Raw genomic sequence first — 21318 nt, forward strand, 5'->3', positions numbered from 1 at the left:
GGCTAAAAGTAGCCTATATCCCAAAAGAGGCAAACGATACAAGCAAGGCAATCTATGGTGTAATACACGAAAGCCAAGTAAGTTTTGATTGTGAGGAGTGATGAGCTGTTCTTTGCTAAGTGAGCATAAACTATGATTTGAGATCTAGTGCAAATATTCTTGCAATCCAAAGAGATTCCGATTCAATCTGTAGTTTTGATAAAGCCAAATACACTGCACAAGAATCTAAACTACAACGGATATTGATATGTGATTGCTAATCATCTTTGCAATGGGGTGTAAGGTAAAATTAACTTAATTTAGATTGCATGAGGATGAATAAATTCTCATGCAATTTTGGATTTTGTGATATATAAGGTTATCCATCTTTTAAACGTGTGTTAGATGTTTTGCCTAAGTATAAAAGTATAAGCAATGTATAAAAGTATAAATAACTACAGCAACATAATCTTGCCCTTATGCGTAGTAAGTATACCTTGCATTTTTAAGGTTTTAAGTGTGCGTGATAAAGATTCTGGTGCGATATTTAGGGCTTGTGCAATGTGGCGTTGCGTGAGTGTGTGTAAGTTATCTTTGTTGTGTGAAAGATAGCTTAGAACTCTTTCTTGTAAGTTCTGATTTTGGAGAGCAATATGAGATTCTAAGATTTTTATTTTTTTGCACAATGAGGTAATAAAGAGAAGGCAAATTTCACTTTTATTTAGGCATTGTGTATGAAAGTTTTCATGACTTATAGCTATGATCTCGCATGTTGAGGCGCATTCTGCATTGGCTGGATATGGGCTTTGCATAAAAAAAGGCATTTCAGCAATAAACTGCGGACCTGATAGTGTATGAAGTGTGTGTTGTTCACTTGAAACATGTTCTTTTGTCTTATAAAGACGCACTTTGCCGCTAATAAGTAGAAATAAATGTGTAGGCATACTGCCCTCAAAAAATAAAATCTCATTGCGTTGAAATGTGCGTTTATTGCCAATTTTCTCCATAATATTAAAAAGTTCCTGCACGGACAATCCTTTAAAAAATACAGAATATTAACACACATCAACCCTTTATTTTCTCACTTTTCTTAGAATTCTTTCAGTGATGTTGGCAATATGCTACAAATTAGCCTTTTGCCAAAGACTTTAATTAAGAAAGGAGCGAAAATGGATGCGATCTATCCATACATGCTTACTCTGCATTTGCTTTGTGCGATTATATTTCTAGGTTTCATTTTCACTGATGTTGTGCTGCTTAGCCCATTACGAAAACTACTTGGTGATGAGATGGCTGATAAAATCTTTAATATTATCTCAAGTAGAGGGATAAAAATCATGCCTTTTTGTTTGCTTTTGCTTGTGCTTAGTGGCGGAGCAATGATTAGTCGCTATGTTGGCGGGATGCAAGGATTTTTTGATACACCATTGCAGATATTACTCATGATAAAAGTAGCTCTTGCATTATGTATTGTGTGCATGGTGGTTATATCTCTATCATGCAAGTTCTTGGGATTAAAAAATCCATTGGCAAAAAACATTCATAAAATAGCATTGATACTTGGGTTTTTTATCGTAGTGTTGGCGAAAATGGCATTTTATATGTAAAATCAATATAAAAAGGAGCAAATATGCAAGAAAAATTTAATATGATAAATGAAGATTCCATCCTTAAACTCATGGATACTTTTTACAATAAGGTACGTTCTGATAAACGTGGATTAGGTGATGTGTTTAATGCAAAAATTGGTACTGATGAAGAATCTTGGCAGAAACATAAGGCAAAAATTGCGACATTCTGGCAAGGTATGCTTTTAGGTACTGGTGATTATAGTGGGCATCCTTTAAAAGCTCATCTTGATTTACCTCCATTTCCAAGAGAGCTTTTTGCCGTATGGCTTGAACTCTTCAAACAGAGTTTAGAATCTGTGTATGCACAAGAAGAGCATGTTGCTATGATTATGGAGCGTGCCGAGATGATTGCTAAGAGGTTTATGTTTATGCTTTATGAAAGCGGATATAATCGAGCATGATATTAGGATAACAGCAATAATACAAAAGGCAATCATAGAATTCTATCATATCGATGCTTACATCTTGTTGATTTGCAGTTCTCACTTTTATGTGAGTGTCAATAGAGCTTTGGCTTTTGAGATAGAGGCAAGAGAATTGTTAAAGCTTGTTTTGAGTTGCTATCGTTCTTATAATTTGCTTATTGCTATTGTATGTTGCTTAGACTTGTCTATTAAAGTTATCTAGAATCTTTTTGATGTGATTTGAAAGTCCATGCTATCATGGTATTATCCCCCCTCCACATTTTGTTCAATTAGAATGTATTTTGTAATAAAAAATACTAACCACATAAAAGCATAAATATCAAAAAGTGTGATAGGATCTCATTATCTATGATTATCACTTAAGAGAGATTGCATTAAATAAAAACAAGTGTAATAAGAATATATGAAATTTTGATGTTTAGGTGTTGTTTTGCATTTAATTGTTTTTGGAATTTAATAATGCTTTGGTTATTAATCCTCTGAAATGTGACTAGTAGATTCTTGCTCATCATGATAATATATTTATTGCAAATCACCAACAACGCTTATTTCTTATTAGTTTTAATTTAGAACTCCCTATATATAGATATTCAAAAGACAGCAGCCATGTTTGAAATAACTCAAACTATATCAATCTTCTATGCGAATATCTTTATCCTCAGAATCTTTTGTATTGAGATAAAGGCTTACCATACCAACAATAGCAGCAATAGTAGAGGCAATTAACACAGAGATTTTTGCTAAGTCTATATTCATACTTGTTGTGTAGGCAAGATTTACCACAAATATAGACATGGTAAAGCCTATACCTGCTAATATACCAACAGAGAAAATTTGCATATTGGTTAAACCATTTGGTCGTTTTGCAAGATGAAGTTTTTCGCTTAACCATGTAAAACCAAGTATACCAAGAGGCTTACCAAGCACTAAGCCAAGAATAATTCCCCAAAAGATTCCATCAATACTAAAATCAAGATTAGAATCAATAGAAACCCCAGCATTTGCAAATGCGAATAAAGGCACTATAAAATACGCATTTAAAGGTTGCAAAATGTATTCAATACGCACAAGTGGATTTTGTGCGTATTTTGAATATCTAGCTATTGTGTCTAGTATCTCTACCCTTTCGTGCTCCTTGTGCATATCAACTTCTCTTTCCATATCACTTTTTGAACTCATAAATTTTTTAACATTTTGATATGAACCTACAAAGAAGTCCTTAAAGCCATGCATAATTGCACTAAACCTGTTTGTTTCCTCTGTGTAGCTTGGCTTAAAGGTGGCAAAATCAGCTCTTGTTTTAAAATACAACTTATTATAAGCTTCCTTTAATCCAAGATAGCTGTGCTGTGATATTTGAGATTTTCCTGGTATTGTAAAAGCAAATAATACTGCACCAACAGTGGCGTGTACACCGCTTAAGAAAAAGCATATCCAAAGCAAAAGACCTACTGCAAAATAAAGTGATAAATATTTAATATCCAGATAATTAAAAGTAACAAGTATGGCAAGTAATACTATGGCAATGTAGATATAGAAGCACTCAATTTGATCAGTATAAAAGATTGCAATAACACTAATTGCACCCAAATCATCAGCCACTGCCAATGTTACAAGAAAGATTTTGATCACACTTGGTATTCTTTTGCCAAGTAATAATATAACTCCTAAGGCAAAAGCAGTATCTGTGCTCATTGCAACGCCAAAACCATTTGCACTGGGTGTGCCTACATTAAAAAATATGTATATCATGCTTGGTAATACTAAGCCGCCTATAGCACCAAATACAGAAAAGCTTACTGCACGAAAACCAGCCAATTCCCCATAAAGCACTTCTCGTTTCATTTCTAATCCTACCATAAGGAAGAAGAAAGACATTAATACATCATTGATAAAATGCAAAATACTGATATGTATAACCCTTGTCCCACCTATATGAAAATCCAAATACATACCAAAAAATTCATTATAAAAGATTCCAAAATTTGTATTTGCAATAATCATTGCTATTACGATGCAGAAAAAGAGTAAAACACCGCCAAATGATTCGTGTGTAATAAAGTTTTTTAATGTGTTGCTTGCATGATTGATTTCATCTTGTTGATGGTTTTGTGTGTGCACATACCTGTGTTCTGACCTCATAGTTTTACCTTAAAATTTTATAACAAAAGATTCTATGATATTTTATAATGTATTTCTTTTACCGCAATATTGTTTTGCAAATAGACTAAATAGCCTTTTATTTGAGATTTCTTTTGCAAGATGGAAGCAATAGATTCCATGTAGGATTGCAATTGTTTTGTGTGCTCTTGCAATAATGCTTCGCTAACTTTTTGACTACTTTTAAATTCTATAATAAACAATTCATCCTCATGCTGTATAAGCGCATCCAATCTTTTTATGTTATTTTCTTGCAAAAAAGACAACTCGCATTTTATCGCATTTTTATTTATAGATAGTAATCTCTCGAGTGCGGAATGGAATATATTTTTTGCTCTTTGTAAAATTTCTACAATAGTCTTTTCATCTAAATAGAATCCATATAAAAAACGCAACATTGCGTAAGGATTTTTAATGCCATACCCCAGCATAAGTTCAAGGGAGTAATGCAAACTTAATCCAAGAATTTGTTTGTGTTGCATAGAAATGTTGTCATGATAGAGAGATTCTCTTTTTTCTTGCAAAAATTCTTCTTGTCTTGTAGCTTTAGTCTGAAGTGTGCTAATAATTGTTGGGTGATTTTGTGTTTGTATGATATTTGCGGGTGATATTATTTCTTTACCATAATTTTCTCCATCTTTGAGATGTAAGTTTTGTGCGATGGAGCTTTGTGCATGTGTGAAGATATAAAGTCCGCTTTTAGCACGAGTGCAAGCTACATAAAGGTTGTTGTATTCTTGCTGTAGGTTTTCGTGTGACTTTTTATTGATAAGATCTTGCAATGTAGTGTCTTGATATATCTTTGTTGCCTTTGTAGTGGTGTCAATACGTATAGATTCTAAGAAAATGTCATTATAACTATAAAGGATTTTTTCATCGCCACTTTGTTTTTGTGGATCATAATCTAAATATATCACATATTCAAATCCAAGTCCTTTAGATCCATGCACACTCATCGCATGAATAGCCTCTTCTTGCATAATCACAGATTCTTTATTTTCTATAAATTCAAATAAAGAATCAATTGTTTTTATATCAATATTTTCACTTGCAATTTCAAGCAGTTTCATGCAATCTTCATTATAAAAACCCAAGGATTCTATAACGCTTTTTATAGATCTTGCAAGTGAATATTGGTGAGATGTTGTTTGTGGAATAGCAATATATTGATTATCAAAATAGCTTTTTCCTAGCAATTTATTTAATTTCTTTTGTGCAAATTTATGATTATTTCTTACTTTCTTTAGTTTTTCTTGTAGTATTTGGCGTAATGATTGTATTTCATCAGATTCTATGGGACTTGTATTTGTATCACTCATAGCTACAGAATCTTCTAAAGCTTTTAGTTTGCACTCTAAAAGTTTTATTTCATCTCTATATGCTTGTGTTTTAAATGCATAAAATATTGCTTGTATGCTTGGTTGGTGTATAAGCTTTCCGCTTTTATCAAGGTTTAGTTGTATTGCATGATTATGTTCTTTAAGAAAGAGGGCAAATTCATGTAATGTCTCTCTTTTTCTAGCTAGAATTGCAATTTCTTTTTTTGGAATATAAGATTCTACAAGTTGGTTAATTTGAATAAGTGCGTCGTTAAATATTGCCAACTTATTCACATCTTTTTGTTCTTTTTCATCATGATTATATAATCTTACCTGTACTATACCGCTTACATCTTGTGAGTGTTGGCTATAGAGTTGTTGTATATACTCTTCTTTATAGAGATTTGCAAATTTGTCATTTACAAAATCAATAATTGCTTTTTTACTTCGATAGTTATAAGATAGACTTTGTTGTTCTATGGAATCTAGTTGTTTTGTTTTTTCAAATACAGCGATGTTTGCACCACGAAAAGCATATAAACTTTGTTTAGAATCTCCTACGAAAAATAAACTTTTGGAATCTTTTGTCCCACTTCCTGCAAGTATTTCATTAAAAAGCGGTTCAAAGATTCTATATTGCATTATGCTTGTATCTTGGTATTCATCAAAGAGTATATGGCTAATGCAAGAATCTAACCTAAAAAAGAAATAATCACTTTGAAAAACTCCTTCTGTCATTAATGTATCAGTTGCAATAGCAAAAACCTTGTGTGCAACAGACTGGAAGCTTAAGACATTATGTTTTGTTTCTATTTCATGTATAGCTTGCACATATAATTCCATAAGCATGTATAAATGCGATAATAAAACACTTTCAATACACATTATATATAAGATTCCAAGATTTTGAATCTGTTCACATTTTTGTGCAATTTCTTGTTCCATAGCTTCATCTAACTTTAAATCCTGCTTAACATGAGTATGCTTCTTTTCAACAATGAGTTTAAGTTGTAGTATATCCCTTGCATTACTATTTTCTAATTTTTGACATATTGCTTTTGTGCGAGGTTTTACTTCTCCATTTGGTGCAATATTTTGTAGAAAATCGCTTAATTCTTTAGCACTCCCTTCAATTGCTTTTGCAAGATATGTAGGGTTTAGCAGTGCTGTATTTTTTGTAGTTTTTTCAGTTTTATGGTTATAATTGTCTAGTTGTATGTCTATATTTGTAAGATGAGTTTGATTATTATCTATTAAATTATCCTCTTGACTTTGAATATGATAAGAATTACTTGAAAATGCCCCCAAAGCCTCCTTATCTATGTTACACATAGAATCTAGATTATTTGTATTAAAAACCTCATAATCATTAGATAGATTGATTTCTACACACTCATCAATATAAGCATGAATATATGGCGGTAAAGCTGCAAGATTAAGCCTCTTAAATTCCCTTATCTTTTGCGATGTATAACGTGGGTGCATAGCATATATAAAACTTTGTTTTGTTGCAAACTCAATAGATTTATCATAAAGAGTTGCAAGGAGTTGTTTGAGCGTAAGTGTTGTGCCATAATTCACACTCATGTCTATATGAATATTTAAGTCGTTTGTTAGAGAAAGGAGGATTTTGTGTAAATGTGGATTTTTATAAACTTTTTCTAAAAAGCAGTCAAAAATCTCATTATCTAGCCCTTTTTCTTGCATATCAAAATCTCTTCTTATTCCAATAAAGAAAGCGAATTTACGTAGCATTTGGGTGTAAAAAGAGTCGATTGTGCTAATTTTTTTATCAGCTTGTAAAAAATGCTTATAGACTATTGTTGTTTGTGTATGTATATGCTCTCTTGTAATATTGTAATCACATAATGCTTGTATGATGTCATCACGTTGCTTGAGAATCTTAGAATAGTTTTCACCATAAATTTCTTTTGCTTCTTGATTTTTAGAATCTTGTGTAATATAGAGTAAAAAAAGATTTTGTGTGATACGCTCTTTCATTTCATTTGCAGCTTTTTTTGTAAAGGTGAGCGTTAAAATCTCATTGGCTTGCACACCCTGAAAAAGCAAAGCGATATAACGCACACAGAGAGCAAAAGTTTTGCCGCTTCCAGCAGAGGCATTCAAGAAGATATGATTTGTGTTGGATTGCTGCATAAAAACCCTTTTTTGATTTGAATTCTATCAAAAATGCTAATAAAATTCAATTTTATATTAACTTTGGATTGGTTTTTGCTAGAATCTCTTTTATCGCTTTGCATGGATTTTAAGTCATTTTGTTTGATATAGAATCTTTTTAATCTTTTAATTAAGTAGGTATGTAATGAAAAAACTAAGTCTTGTAAGCTGTGCTTTATTTCCATTAATCCTTAATGCAGCAGCACCCAAACCTTATGAGCCAAATACGCAAAGCGTAGTTGATGCATTATGGAATAAGGCTTCACATGAACTCTCTGCTTCTATATTTTATCAACAATCTTTTGGTGATGAGATTACATTTCTTGATGCGACTTTTCTAGGCTACTATTCTACTGCAAGATATAAAGGGTTAAAAGCTGCAGCGGGTATGTTACTTGCTGCACCAATTTTAGATTTTAGTCATGGACATGGCGAAACTTATAACGATGTAAAACAAATATTTCTCCTTAATACAGCTTATGTAGATTATCTAGATCATAAGCTTGGTGTGCATGCAATAGCAGGAAGGTATAAGGCAAATTCAGAATGGAATGCCTATTATTCTCAAGGATTTCAAGTACATTATGATGCATTGCCTTATACAACGTTAGGTGTTCTTGCATCATATGGGAGTGCTATGGTAACAAACGAATATGTAACACCATTTCGCATGGATCTAAGTAGTTTTGGGACATATTTGTTAAGTGCTGATTTTGAGTTGCCAAAGCATATATCTTTGCAACCTTACCTTTATATAACAGGATTTTTTACTACCTTTGGCGTTAAGGCAACAATGGCTTATTACATTACACATGATGTTAAAATGGAAACAAAAATGCATGTAGCAGGCTATAGTAAATATTATCCGCATCTTTTACCTACTAATGTCAATCATAAATTTGAGCTTGCTGCACATGCAGGTAGTCTAAATCAAGAAATGGCAGGGATAGCATGGCTTGAACAAAAGGTAAAATATCTTGATTTGTTGGAAGCAAAAGTAGGGCTTATAGGCACTACTTTAAGCGGTGCAGAGTTGATTGATTATTATGGGCAACTCACGCCGTTTAAATATACTGTTGGTATGTTTTGGGGAGGAGCTATTACCACCTATGGGAGTATAGGGTTTCATTGGGATAATTTACTTGAAGTAAAAGCGAGTGTGCGTGGTAGCTTTCTGCCTACAGGAAGCGTTACAAGCTTTGAGATAAAGGGTGAAGGTGAATTTCCAATATGGCGACAAAGAAATCGTTATGGACAGCTTAAAACTTACATGAAAGGTAGAGTAGGACTAAATCTCACAGGTGTATATAATAACACTCCAGCCATTAACTTCTATGGCGGAAATCAATACACACTTATACGTGGCTATTTTAGAATCTCAATTTAATCTTAATGTCAAAGTTTTATGTCTATTAAACAAGACATTTCTAACAAATCTTTTATACTTTTGCCTGTAAAATTTTATGCTATTATTGTATCCATGGTAGTTGTTTTACTAATATCAAATTTGCTTTAATGTCATACAAAGGAAAAACATGCAGGAAAAAAAGCACATCTTGATTACTGGGGCTAGCTCTGGTTTTGGCTATTATTTGGCTCTCACTTATGCAAAGGAGTGGGATAATATCGCACTTTATCTTTTTGCAAGAAGAAAAGAAAAGCTAGAGCATCTAAAGCAAGAAATCCTCTCGATGCACAAAAATATTTCTGTTCAACTTTTTATTGGGGATGTATGCGATAAGGATTTTATTGATGAGGTAACAAAAGATTTATCCATTGATATTTTGGTCAATAATGCTGGTCTTGCACGTGGTATAGAAAGCGCAGAAAATACGATTTATAGTGATTGGGAAGAGATGATTGCTACAAATATAAAGGCTTTAACTCACATGACCCATTGTATCTTACCTGGAATGGTAAAAAGGGGAAGTGGACATATTATTAATGTTGGTTCTATTGCTGGTAGCTATGCGTATAAAGGAGGGAATGTATATGGGGCTACTAAGGCATTTGTAAAGCAATTTAGCCGCAATTTACGTGCTGATTTATATGATAAAAATATTCGTGTAAGCAATATTGAGCCTGGATTATGTGAGGGGAGTGATTTTTCCATCGTGCGTTTTCATGGTGATACAGAGAAAGCAAGTAATGTATATAAACATACAAAACCACTACATGCAAAAGATGTTGCAGAGATCATATTTTGGGTAAGCACGCAACCACCACATGTTAATATTAATTCAATTGAGATTATGCCTACAACACAGGCAAGTGGTGGTTTAAATGTGCATTATAATGAATAGATTCTAAGTTTGCATATACCTGTGAAGTATATTATCTGTGTTTGTAAAGATAAGTTCATATACTCCATACTCTAAGGATTTTATTGTATTGTGCAGATAAGATATGCAAACAGGATTATTCTTACTATGTGGTTAAGAAGCAAGGGGTATTATAAGAATCCTTTTGTTGTAAGTTTTTTATGTAAAAACTTGTGGAGAGATAAGAAGAGTTTATATTTTAGAGTTTTTGGTTTCTTTCCTGCTTTTAATTGGTGTAATGATGGCTTATAGATTTCATGCAATCCATAGAGTTCATTCATTAATGAAATAAAATCAGCATGTTTTATTGTGAAAAGCATCTCTAAATTATCTCTTTGTAAACAACGTTCATACAGCCTATATGAAAAGAATAGTAATTCCATATGTTGTTTATCAAAATAAAAATACATGTCTTTATGAAATATACAGCCTATAAGCATTTGCTTACTGATATCCAAAGATTGCCAAATGCCTTCTTTATGGATTCTATATATACTATCTACTTGGGGCTTATACATAGCCTTACCTTTATACATATGAATAAGATTGCGGAATGAATCCCCTCGATATGACACCTCATTGCTTTCGTATTGCAGTGTTTGTAATTGCTTAGGTAACCCCCCCCCCCCCTTCATCTTTAAAAATTACATTTCTAAAAATACAACTTGAAGTATGTCCTAAAATTGCCCTCTCATTTAAATAATCATCAAAGGTTGAAATTTTTTCTTCTTTACAGCCAATATATTCTTTCGTTTCGCCATTATCATATAGCATGTGTGTATTTTGAAAATATATTGTAAAGTCCGTGTTTTGTTCTAAAAAATCAAGTGCCTTTTGTATTTTTTCTTCATCTATCCAGTAGTCATCTGGATCAAGTACGCAAAAATACTCAGTCTTTGTGATCTCGTAAGCTCTTACAATATTTTTAAAAAGTTTTTGGTTACAATTTGATTCTAAAATTTTTATTGCTTTTGGATATTTAAGGCTATATTGCCTTACAATATCAAGTGTACCATCATTTGACGCATCATCAGCAATAATGATTTGGTAGCTATATGTAGTCTTTTGCATAAAGATTGAATCTAGTGTTTGTGCGATATAATCTTTTTTATTGAATGTTGGTAGAATGATTGTAAGCATGGTGTGCTCTTGCATAACGTATTCCTAGTTAATTAACATAATATTAAAGACTCTATTCTACATTTTTTTAGCAAATTCTTTTATATTTTATAGAATCTAGTGCATGATTTTAAAGAAGATTGAGAGATTATGGCAATATCTTATTGCTACACTAACTTGTGAGAAGCATAATAACACATTGTTAATATGCTATACTTTTATACACAAATTACGAGGTGATAAAAAGGGAAAGTATGCATGATAGCATTATGTTAAAAGAATATTTACGAACACATGGTGTTGATAACGTAGTCGATTTGGGACCAGAAGAGCTACAAACAGAGTATGAACGTGTTGTGCGTGAAGGTATTTTGTATTATCATAATCTTTTGCAGGAGGAAAACTCAGAGATAGTATTTTTGGAAGCCAAAAAACGAGATGTTATTGATGTTTTAAAAAAGGCACAGACAACAGATGATATCTATGATATTTTATATGAATTCCTACATACTTATATGCCAACAGATCTCATCGCTTTCATGGCAGAGATCAAAATGCCTGTCCCCTACACTCGTTTGCAAAAGATTATAGCAATAGTGCATGCAAGAGTGCAAGATGAAGTGCTCGATAAGATTAAAAGTGATTTAGAATCTTTACCAGCACAAGAGAGAGAAACCCTTATAGCACATTATGAGGGTATGCGTAATGATGTATTGGGATTAGAGAAATTACACAATCGCTATAAAAGCTCTGGGACATTAGAATATTTACGCTTGACTGCTGAAACAAAACTCAATATTATGCAGACTTTTCTAAGCAGAGATTTAGAAACTGAATATAAACCCTTTTATGACAATAGTAAAGAAAAACGCACGCTTATTGCCAAGATCCTAGAAATTAGTGGTATATATACAAAAAATGAGCTATTTGATATGAAAATTGCAGATTTACAAACAACTTATGATGAGATTATGCAGCAAGTCTTACAAAAAGAAAGAGAACAAAAATTAATGAGACGATATATTGAGTTATTTGAAGATTCAGCAGGTATTACTGAGGATGAATTTAAAGGGCATTGTAAAGATATGCAAGAGAGTTTATCTGATGATATTGTAGGTGAAATTATTAGTCATTTTACAACACACAATCATTTTATTGCAAATAAGATTAATAATGTGTTATCTGGAAGAAGTATGAATAAAGCTCCATCAGCTATGGAGAATGAATAATTATATAAAAAGGAAAACTATGAATATTGTAACATTAGCACATGGTAGTGGTGGTATAAATTCAGCTGAATTTGTGCAAAAGATTTTTATGCCTTATTTCACAGATATTATGCCTTATGCAAACGAAGATTCTGGGATATTTTGTAATACAAGTGATATGTCGTATGTAACAAGTACAGATTCATATACTATAAATCCGATTTTTTTTGCTGGTGGAGATATTGGCAAACTTTGTGTATGCGGTAGCAGTAATGATGTGGCGATGATGGGTGGCAAACCACTTTATTTAAATATTGGCTTTATTATTGAAGAAGGTTTTAGTATAGATTTATTGAAAAAAATTGCTGAATCTATTGCCATTGAGTGCAAGAAACTTGATATAAAGATTCTATCCGCAGATACAAAAGTATTGCCAAAAGTTACAAATAACACAGAAGCAAAAGATAAATTAATTTTCATTAATACAACTTGCATTGGCAGCATACAAAAAGATTCTATAAGTGCAAAGAATCTAAGTGAAGATGATTGCATTATTTTAAGTGGTAAAATCGGCAATCATGGTGCACAAATATTTTTAGAACAAAATAATATTGCAATCACAAGTAATATACAAAGTGATTGTGCAAGCCTTTATCCCATGTTAGAACCACTTTTGCAAAGTGATATTCCTATACATTGTATGCGTGATGCCACTCGCGGTGGATTATCAAGCGTTTTAAATGAATGGGCTATAAGTTCACACGCTTGTATTGATATTAATGAGGAAAGCATACAAATAGATTCTGAAGTATATGGTGTGTGCGAGATGTTGGGATTAGAGCCTTATGACTTAGCCAATGAAGGTGTGTGTGTCATTGCTCTACCTAATCAATACGCAGATAAGGCGTTATCTATCTTAAAACAGCATGTGCTTGGAAGCAATGCTGCAATTATTGGCAAGGTAAGCAAGGTTTTTACTCCACAAGAACTCAATAGTAAAGCACATATTAGCGGAAATACCTATTACCAAAAGGTAGTATTGCATACAAAATATGGTAGCAAGAGGTTTTTAGAGTATCCACAAGGCGAATTACTCCCTAGAATTTGCTAAGACATTATTGTGGAAAGCACTTAATTATATGTCTATGCATGTTATACAAGAGTGCAAAAATGGTGAAGCTACACTTTAACTTTTTTTAAATGATCTAGTATGAAAGCTATAAAGCCTATTACTGTTGGTAAGAGAATCCTTGAAAAAAGAATACGAAAAGATTCTATATCTACTTAACATATCATTGAATTTTGTGTCAAATAACATTTGCGTACTTTTGAAAAAGCTTGTTCTCAAAGTCATGTCCCCTACGATATGTGCTAGAATCGCTTCTCTTGCAATATTGAATGTATTGAGTTTATTGGTGCTTCAATAGTTGGGCATATAAGGTCAAATGTTAATGTATTATATTGCGTGTAATTATAACATATGATATTACAGGTATATGAAGAGGAATAAACTCATGAATTGAGGTATTGCCATTTTAACCAGATTAAATCTATACGCTAAAATCTATGAAAAAGTAAAAAAATTATAAAAGTTTGCTAGAATAGAAATTCATTGTAAAAATTATGCATAAGGAATTGGATGCAAAAAAATTTTGGAAAGATTGGTTTTACTTTAGCAGTACTTGGTAGCTCTATTGGTTTGGGGCATATTTGGGGTTTTCCTACCTTTGCAGGTAAGAATGGTGGTGGTGCGTTTGTGTTGCTATTTTTAGGTATTGCGTTATTTGTTGGCGTTGCTATGCTGATTGCAGAAATGCTTGTGGGGCAACAAGGGAGAAAGAATGTCCCAGATAGTTTCAAAGCAATCACAGACAATCCTAAAACTCCATGGCGTTTTATGGGTATTACCCTATTTGCTGGTCCATTTATTTTGACATTTTATTGTGTAATATTGGGATGGGTGTTATATTACCTCGTGTATGTTAGTTTGAATTTGCCCACAGATATTTCACAAAGTAAGTTAATTTTTGACGAATTACAATCGCACACTGGGCAGATTGGTTTTCAGATTCTATTTCTTGCCATCATCTTAATGATTACTGCATATAGTATTATATATGGGATCAAGAGCATTGAGAGATTAAATTACTTGTTAATGCCTATGCTTTTTGTTATTTTCTTTGGACTGCTTTTTTATGCTATGACACTACCTGGCTTTGGGGAGAGTGTGGAGTTTATGTTTAATCCAGATTTTTCAAAAATCACTTCGAGTGTCTTTGTTGAAGCTATGGGGCAAGTCTTTTTTTCTTTATCGCTTGGTGCTGGTACAATAATCACCTACTCATCACATATAAATAAAAACCAAAATCTTGTTACAAGTGCATCATGGATTGTGATTCCAGGGATTATCATTTCTATTGTGGCTGGACTTATGATATTTACTTTTGTATTTACATATGGAAGTAGAGCTGATGCGGATAATGGTCCAGGACTGATATTTATTGTATTGCCTGTTATGTTTGGGCATCTTGGATCTCTTGGTGGGGTTTTGTGTGCGTTGTTTATGGTTGGGCTATTATTTGCTGGGCTATCTTCTACTGTGTCTTTGCTTGAACCTTGTGTAAAATATCTTGTCGATAAGACAAAATATGATCGCGCAACTCTTACTTATATGGTGAGTTTTGGTATATTTCTTGTCGGACTCATCGTTATTTTATCAATGAATACAAATTATAAGCAGTATTTTCACTATTTCAATAAGGATCTTTTTAACTGGATTGTATGGATAAGCATGAATATATTGCTAACTTGGGGAGGTTTCTTTAGCTCTTTATTTATTGGATATTTTGTCCCAAAAGAAAAGTTACGCTCATGGATGAGTGGCTACATTAAAAGTGATTTTGCTTTTTATTTTTGGCTTTATAGTTTACGTATTTTGGCACCTTTAATGGTTGTTGTGATTTTTATCAAACGTATTCAAGAGTTTGGTGCACAATAAATTTATATAAAAGTTTAAGTATAGAGGGACATATATGGAAATAAAAGATTTTATTACTCGTGATGAAAGTGCAATGTATTATCTGTGTGGCTATAGTGCAGACAATGCAATTCTTATGCGTTTTGGGAGTGAATTTAAGTTTATAACTGATGCGCGTTATAGCACAGAGGCACATGAGTTGTGCAAGAAAAACATCGCATTGGATATTATTGAATCTAATGATCTTTTGGCAGAAGCAAAAAAGCAAATCGCACAGCATAATATCAAGAGTCTCTGCTTTGATCCTATGCGTATGTGTGTGGAGGAATATCATATCTTAAAAGATATTGTGTCATTAATACCTACACCAAATTTTACACAAATAATGCGTATGCAAAAGACAGACGACGAAATTAATATTTTACAACAAGCACAACTTTTAAATCTACAAGCCATACATACATTTGGGCAATACGTATCAGATCAAGGAAAGGGAAAAAGTGAAAAATATTTATGGTATAAAATAGCAGATACGCTTAGTAATTGTGGTCAATATCCGCTAAGTTTTGATCCTATTGTAGGTATTGAGGGTAATGCGGCAAAGCCACATGCGTTACCAAGTGATACGACTTTTTTACAAAACGGAGATACGCTTTTGCTTGATTGTGGATTGAAATATAAAAGATATTGTGCTGATTGCACTCGTACGGCACTTTTTTTTAACAATTCCATTATGTTTGAAAAAGAGCAAGATTTCACAATATTAGACACAACAGCAAGTAAACAAGCACTAAGTGCATATGAAAAGCAAAAGATTTATGATCTTGTTAAAAAGGCACAAATGACTACAATTGAGAATCTTCGTGCTGGGATGAGCGGTAAAGAGATAGATTCTATTGCAAGAAATATCATTGAAGCTGGTGGATATGGTAAATATTTTACACATAGCACAGGACATGGTATAGGGCTAGATATTCATGAAATGCCATTTATCTCTCGCCGATCAGAAACAATTATTGAAGATGGTATGGTGTTTTCTATTGAACCTGGGATCTATATCCCACAAACCTTTGGTGTACGCATTGAGGATTTGGTTGTAGTAAAGCAGGGCAAAGCCATCGTGCTTAATTAACTAAGTTATTTTGCATCAATTTATAGATTCTATGTGGAGAATATAGGCTAATCAGTCGCGATTAAAATGACAAATTGCATTATTTAGGGGTTGTTTTAGGTTAGTTGGAGAGTTGTATTGCTTAAGGTATCAAAGCCTTTAAATATGTATGCAACATTGAAGTTTAAAGAATTGATACGCGTTGTGAAATAATAGAGTAAGGGAGTTTGATATAGTCCTTACATAAAAAATATCTTAAGGATTCTGCAAATAAAAAAGCCTTAAAACATATTTGATTGAATGTTTTTTGTGCATAGTTTATAGAAATAACATAGTAAGCAAATCTTACATACTCACTATGCATAACACCTTAAAGGAATTCACAAAAAGTAAAAGCCTTTAAAACATACTTTACTAAATGTTTTTTGTGTATAGTTTGTAAAAGGTATCAAAGAAACCTAAAATACATCACAAGCTAAAAACCTTGCAAATGTGGGTTAATTTAGTGCGTGTTGTTTTGGTTATGTAATAGATAATAATAAAACATTGAAGTACAATAAACTAAACCTTACAAATATTGCTTAAAATGGTGTGGTGGGTATAGTAATGTAGAGTCTTTGTGTAATTTCCAAGAAGTATTAAAAGGATCTTTAATGCTCTTGCAAGCTAAAGCTTATAGTATGCATATAGCCTTAATCATGCGTATGGGTATTGTGCAATGTGAGGAATGATAACAACTTAATCCACATAAAAGAAGTGATAGTCATATGACAAGGAGATGAATATTTGTATAAAACATCTTAACATTGTTTGTCAAATATTCTTAAATACTCTAGTTTAATGCAACTATCTTCTTCGTATAGTAAATTATGGTGTTTCGCGATTAGAGCCGCTTCGCTATTGTGTAATCCAAGTTGTACCCACACACAAAGGTTATTTATATTAAAAGGTCTTAGGATTTCTGCTGCTTCAGTGCTTTTATTAGGTTGTGTGGGATTTGGGGTAGAAGTGATAAAACCTAGTTTTTTTTCTATTTCTTTATGATTTACTGGAGAGTTTTGGCTTGGTAATGTGTCAGTTATATTTAATATGCTTTGATTAGTTAAATTTTGCTTAGAATCTAATTTTCCTAACATACAAATTTCATTTACAATCGATGGTAATGCTTCGCTTTTTCTAAAAATATCGATAATATCACATTGCATATTGTTTGCACACATATCTTTAAATGCTTCTTTGAGTGATGTGTATGCCTTTTTACCTAGAATCTCACCGCCTTTTGGATAAATGGGGATTATATTGTAACCTTTTTCTAGGAGAAAAGAGGCAACATGATAACTCGCCTTATCTATATTTGGGCTCAAACCCACCATAACTATAGTCTTGGCATTTTGCAATATCTCTCTCTTTTTATTATCGCTTAGATGCACTGCTTTACTATTGTTTATCATGTTGCCCCTTTTTTTATTTTAGATATTATCAACATATAACTTTTCTTTAATAATATGCAAACAAAATGTCATATAAAACATGAAGCACATCAAATACACGCAAGGGAAATGTTTCTAATCCCTTGTGTATTATTCTTTTATCTTGGTTTAGATTCTATGTGGGTAGATTTATTGTGGATGAAGCTCTAAGTTAATGGTAATATCTACACTTTCACCCATTGTGGCACCTGGAGTATCTTTACCAATGTTGAAATCTTTTCGATTAATTGTAGCTTGCAACATAAGTCCAAAAATCTCTTTTTTAAGCATAGGGTGCTGCACTGGCCCTTTTAGATCGCCTAGAAAGACCACTTTCTTTGTTACACCTCTAAGCGTCAAGTCTGCCTCAACGCGAATACCACTTTTAGTTTTTGTAATTTTTGTTGCTTTGAGTGTCCCTTTTGGATATGCTCCAGCGTCAAAGTAAGCATCACCTAGCAAATGACCATCTCTTTCCTCATCTCTTGTGTTGATAGAAGTAATGTCAATCTCCCCATCAAGTTTTGTTAGAGTCTTTGTTTTTGGGTCAATATCTACATTTCCGCTAAATTTTGCAAAATTCCCATTTACATTTGCAACAATCATGTGCCCAATCTTAAAATTAATAGCCGAGTGGCTCATATCAATTTTATATGGTGCGGCTTGTAAACCAACAATTGCTAACGAACTTGCCATAATAGCACTAAGCATAACTTTTTTCATTATTAATCCTTCCAATATTTACTTAGTCATTAAGACTAGGAATGATTATATTCCCATAAGGTAAATAAATAAAGAAACAATATTATTGCGTTCATGGATTCTAAGAATCGTTACAAATAGGGTAAACAATATTATTAAAAAGTAGCACCAATTTGTGCAAAAAACGCAGCACCCGGTGCTCTATAATAACTAAAATATTTTTGATTAAAAATATTTGTTGCGTTAAATGCGATCTCATAATGTTTTAAGAATCTATAACCAATCCTTACATCACCTAAGACATAACCATCAGTTGCACTATATACACCTCCTATTGTATCTTTATTGTCCGCTCTACTAAAAGGTTTGCTCATCATTTCAATGCCAAAACTTCCAAAAAATACAGAATCATCATAAGCAATCTGTACATAACCTAAATGTTCTGGTATACCTGTGAGTTTTTTACCCTCTATACTTTTATCAGCGGGATTCTTTAACATGTTTGAATTTGTAAAAGTGTAAGTAAAAAGTAGTGAGAGGTTATAAGGTAGGTTTTGCTTATAGGATAGCTCTAAGCCGTTAATTAAGGCTAATCCTCCATTTTTCAAGTAATTTGTATTATTTTCCAAATGAGAGTAAATAACATCGCTCATAAATGTATTAAAATAGTATGCTTTTATGAGACCATGGTATTGTGAAAAATTTAACTTTTGTTCAAAACCTATATCAAAGCTTGTCGCACTCTCTGGCTTTAGATCTGGATTCCCAATAGTTGTAATGCCGTTGTTTGTTTTATATGTGCTAAACATTTGACTAAGTGTTGGTGCACGAAAACCCTGTCCAACCGATGCTTTCAATGTGCTTGTATTGGTGATATAATAATTTAGCGTTGCTTTTGGGGAGACTTGATGCTTGGAGTTATTTTGTGCTTGAGAGTTACTTTTATAATAATCATATCCTAGCCAATAATCATATCTTAAGCCAAGTGTTGTACTTAGATATTTATTCCACTCACTTCTAAGCTCAATAAAAACCCCACTCATAAGACTTTTTCCGCCTTTTCTCTCTCTTGTATTCACGTAGTTACTGCCACTGCTAGAATAGTTTGTCCAATTATTGAGGTTAAAAACAGATTCATCCATATTTAGCTGTCTTGCTTGAAACCCTACTAATAGATTTTGCCCTACATCAAAGATAGGAATGTTTGTAAAAATATCTAGGTTGTTTGTTTGAAATCTATCTTTAGTTTGTGAGCCTGCACCACCTGTGAGTGTAGTATTTGCACTATTTTCAGCATGAGCCCCGCCATCTGGATTGTTAAAGTCTCTCCAGCCATCAATGCGCGAATATCTTGCACTCAATAATATATCATTATTAAAGTAATGCTTGTAACCTATGTAAAAAATATTTTGAGCAAATCTCTCTTGTCCGATACCGCGTCCAGCATACATAGGCATAGGACGATTTCCATTAGCACCACCACTACAACTATTGCCAGTGCATTGATTTGTATTATCTCCCCAGTAGGGATTACCATCTTTATATAAAAAGGTTGTGTGATCTTTGTGCGTATAACTATAATAATTAAACATGATTCCAGAATCTAGTGTGATGGAATCCGTAAGATCATATTGTGCTTTGAGCTTTAAATCATGTGTTTGATATTTTTGTTTCCCCATATCACCCACAATTACAATATCTGTGCCTTGTGGATTTTTGCTTGGTATCCCCCCTGTAACACCATTATTCAAGATAGTATCACCTTGATATACCCATGCACTATCTGCAGCATAACCATCTGTGGTGGTGAACCCATAGCTTGCTTTGAGCTTTAGTTTTTTATTAAAAAAAGTGTTACCAACAGAGAGATAACCACGCACAAGATTCTCTTGTGCAGTATTTGCTACAAATGGATTGCCATATCCTATATTTGCATTTAATTCAAACTTGTCAGGCATAGCGGTAACAAAGTTTATTGCTCCACTTAATGCTCCACTGCCATAGAGGTTTGAGAATGGACCGCGTATCACCTCAACTTGCTCTAGATCGTCAGCATTCATGGCTGTTATCATTTTTGTATTATTATCCATATCATTTAATATTACACCATCAAGCATAATTGTGGCACCACTACTTATCCCCCTAATTGTAACACTATCAAACGTGTCCATGCCACGACTCTTACTTTGACGTAATCCTTCAATACCACGCAATGTATCACTAACTTTACTATTTGGGCGTACTTGAATTTCATTTTTTCCTATTACACTAACATTACCTGGAGCTTCATCAATTGTTGTTGGCACTCTGGTTGCAGTTACTGTTGCTGCTTTTGCTTGATAACTCTTTGCAGGAGAATCTTTTAAGGTTGTGCTATTAATATTATCTGCGAACAATATATCTGTAAAGAGTAGGGTATGCATAAGAAGTAGGCTAGAATAGCGTGATTTTTTGCCAAAGTTTGTAGATATACATGTTTTGGCCAACTTGAGTTTAGCCAAATGCAATCTGGCTAAACGCTGGGAGGAAACTATATTTTGGTTGTGTTTTATTGTCTGATTGTGACAACTAACTTGCACACAACAAAGTTTTACTTTCTTGCAATGAGAGAACATATTGCCTTACCTTTTTGTATTAAAGTGTATAAAATTAGTGTTATTATAATATTATTTTATTAATATTAGTATTATTATGTTTAGTAAGAGATGTATTGTCTTGC

Annotated in this window: 16 protein-coding genes; 8 read left to right on the forward strand and 8 right to left on the reverse strand. The window is 32.9% G+C overall.

All coding sequences use genetic code 11. The features are described 5' to 3' along the window. Window positions 1-434 precede the first annotated feature (434 nt). On the reverse strand, window positions 435-1007 hold the full coding sequence (locus LS81_RS07780; protein ID WP_034345467.1) for a Crp/Fnr family transcriptional regulator: 573 nt from the start codon (window positions 1005-1007) through the stop codon (window positions 435-437). Window positions 1008-1148: 141 nt separating this feature from the next. Between LS81_RS07780 and LS81_RS07785 the strand changes: the two genes are divergently transcribed. Then, window positions 1149-1586, forward strand: a complete 438-nt coding sequence (locus tag LS81_RS07785) for a copper resistance protein CopD (protein WP_034345464.1) — start codon at window positions 1149-1151, stop codon at window positions 1584-1586. A 23-nt stretch (window positions 1587-1609) separates the two neighbouring features. Continuing rightward, window positions 1610-2011, forward strand: a complete 402-nt coding sequence (locus tag LS81_RS07790; protein WP_034320019.1) for a group III truncated hemoglobin — start codon at window positions 1610-1612, stop codon at window positions 2009-2011. A gap of 654 nt (window positions 2012-2665) precedes the next feature. On the opposite strand, the gene nhaA is transcribed toward LS81_RS07790, so the two are convergent. Beyond that, window positions 2666-4177 carry a Na+/H+ antiporter NhaA gene (gene nhaA, locus LS81_RS07795; RefSeq protein ID WP_052096493.1) on the reverse strand — a complete coding sequence of 504 codons (1512 nt, stop codon included), beginning with the start codon at window positions 4175-4177 and terminating at the stop codon, window positions 2666-2668. A gap of 32 nt (window positions 4178-4209) precedes the next feature. After that, window positions 4210-7671 carry a UvrD-helicase domain-containing protein gene (locus LS81_RS07800; RefSeq protein ID WP_104696516.1) on the reverse strand — a complete coding sequence of 1154 codons (3462 nt, stop codon included), beginning with the start codon at window positions 7669-7671 and terminating at the stop codon, window positions 4210-4212. A 166-nt stretch (window positions 7672-7837) separates the two neighbouring features. Here LS81_RS07800 and LS81_RS07805 point away from each other — a divergent pair, with 166 nt between their 5' ends. Beyond that, window positions 7838-9079: an outer membrane family protein gene (locus LS81_RS07805; RefSeq protein WP_034345458.1), complete on the forward strand. Its 1242-nt coding sequence runs from the start codon at window positions 7838-7840 to the stop codon at window positions 9077-9079. A 148-nt stretch (window positions 9080-9227) separates the two neighbouring features. Then, on the forward strand, window positions 9228-9995 hold the full coding sequence (locus LS81_RS07810) for an SDR family NAD(P)-dependent oxidoreductase (RefSeq protein WP_034320012.1): 768 nt from the start codon (window positions 9228-9230) through the stop codon (window positions 9993-9995). Window positions 9996-10144: 149 nt separating this feature from the next. Here LS81_RS07810 and LS81_RS12040 read toward each other — a convergent pair whose 3' ends face one another. Together LS81_RS12040 and LS81_RS12045 are read right to left on the reverse strand one after the other, a co-directional pair. After that, a complete protein-coding gene (locus LS81_RS12040) occupies window positions 10145-10648 on the reverse strand; it encodes a hypothetical protein (protein ID WP_237022213.1) in 504 nt (167 codons plus the stop codon). Beyond that, window positions 10623-11168: a glycosyltransferase family 2 protein gene (locus tag LS81_RS12045; protein ID WP_237022214.1), complete on the reverse strand. Its 546-nt coding sequence runs from the start codon at window positions 11166-11168 to the stop codon at window positions 10623-10625. Before LS81_RS12045 ends, LS81_RS12040 begins: the two co-directional genes overlap by 26 nt. Before the next feature lie 218 nt (window positions 11169-11386). Between LS81_RS12045 and LS81_RS07820 the strand changes: the two genes are divergently transcribed. The 4 genes from LS81_RS07820 (at window position 11387) to LS81_RS07840 (ending at window position 16449) form a co-directional block, all read left to right on the forward strand. Then, complete coding sequence (locus LS81_RS07820) at window positions 11387-12361, forward strand: hypothetical protein (protein WP_034344497.1); 975 nt, start codon at window positions 11387-11389, stop codon at window positions 12359-12361. A gap of 19 nt (window positions 12362-12380) precedes the next feature. Next, window positions 12381-13451: a hydrogenase expression/formation protein HypE gene (gene hypE, locus LS81_RS07825; protein WP_034344499.1), complete on the forward strand. Its 1071-nt coding sequence runs from the start codon at window positions 12381-12383 to the stop codon at window positions 13449-13451. A 528-nt stretch (window positions 13452-13979) separates the two neighbouring features. Beyond that, window positions 13980-15338 (forward strand): sodium-dependent transporter, encoded by a 1359-nt coding sequence (locus LS81_RS07835; protein ID WP_034344501.1) that lies wholly within the window; start codon window positions 13980-13982, stop codon window positions 15336-15338. A gap of 34 nt (window positions 15339-15372) precedes the next feature. Continuing rightward, window positions 15373-16449, forward strand: a complete 1077-nt coding sequence (locus tag LS81_RS07840) for a M24 family metallopeptidase (protein ID WP_034344504.1) — start codon at window positions 15373-15375, stop codon at window positions 16447-16449. A 779-nt stretch (window positions 16450-17228) separates the two neighbouring features. Here LS81_RS07840 and LS81_RS07845 read toward each other — a convergent pair. From LS81_RS07845 to LS81_RS07855, 3 genes are all read right to left on the reverse strand, one after another. Next, window positions 17229-17879: a CoA-binding protein gene (locus LS81_RS07845; protein ID WP_052096418.1), complete on the reverse strand. Its 651-nt coding sequence runs from the start codon at window positions 17877-17879 to the stop codon at window positions 17229-17231. Between the two features lie 168 nt (window positions 17880-18047). Then, window positions 18048-18620, reverse strand: a complete 573-nt coding sequence (locus tag LS81_RS07850; protein ID WP_034320063.1) for a YceI family protein — start codon at window positions 18618-18620, stop codon at window positions 18048-18050. A 134-nt stretch (window positions 18621-18754) separates the two neighbouring features. Continuing rightward, window positions 18755-21022 carry a TonB-dependent receptor plug domain-containing protein gene (locus LS81_RS07855; protein ID WP_081955945.1) on the reverse strand — a complete coding sequence of 756 codons (2268 nt, stop codon included), beginning with the start codon at window positions 21020-21022 and terminating at the stop codon, window positions 18755-18757. Window positions 21023-21318: the final 296 nt, after the last annotated feature.

This window comes from Helicobacter trogontum (assembly GCF_000765905.2).
In the GTDB taxonomy this organism is placed as follows: domain Bacteria; phylum Campylobacterota; class Campylobacteria; order Campylobacterales; family Helicobacteraceae; genus Helicobacter_A; species Helicobacter_A trogontum.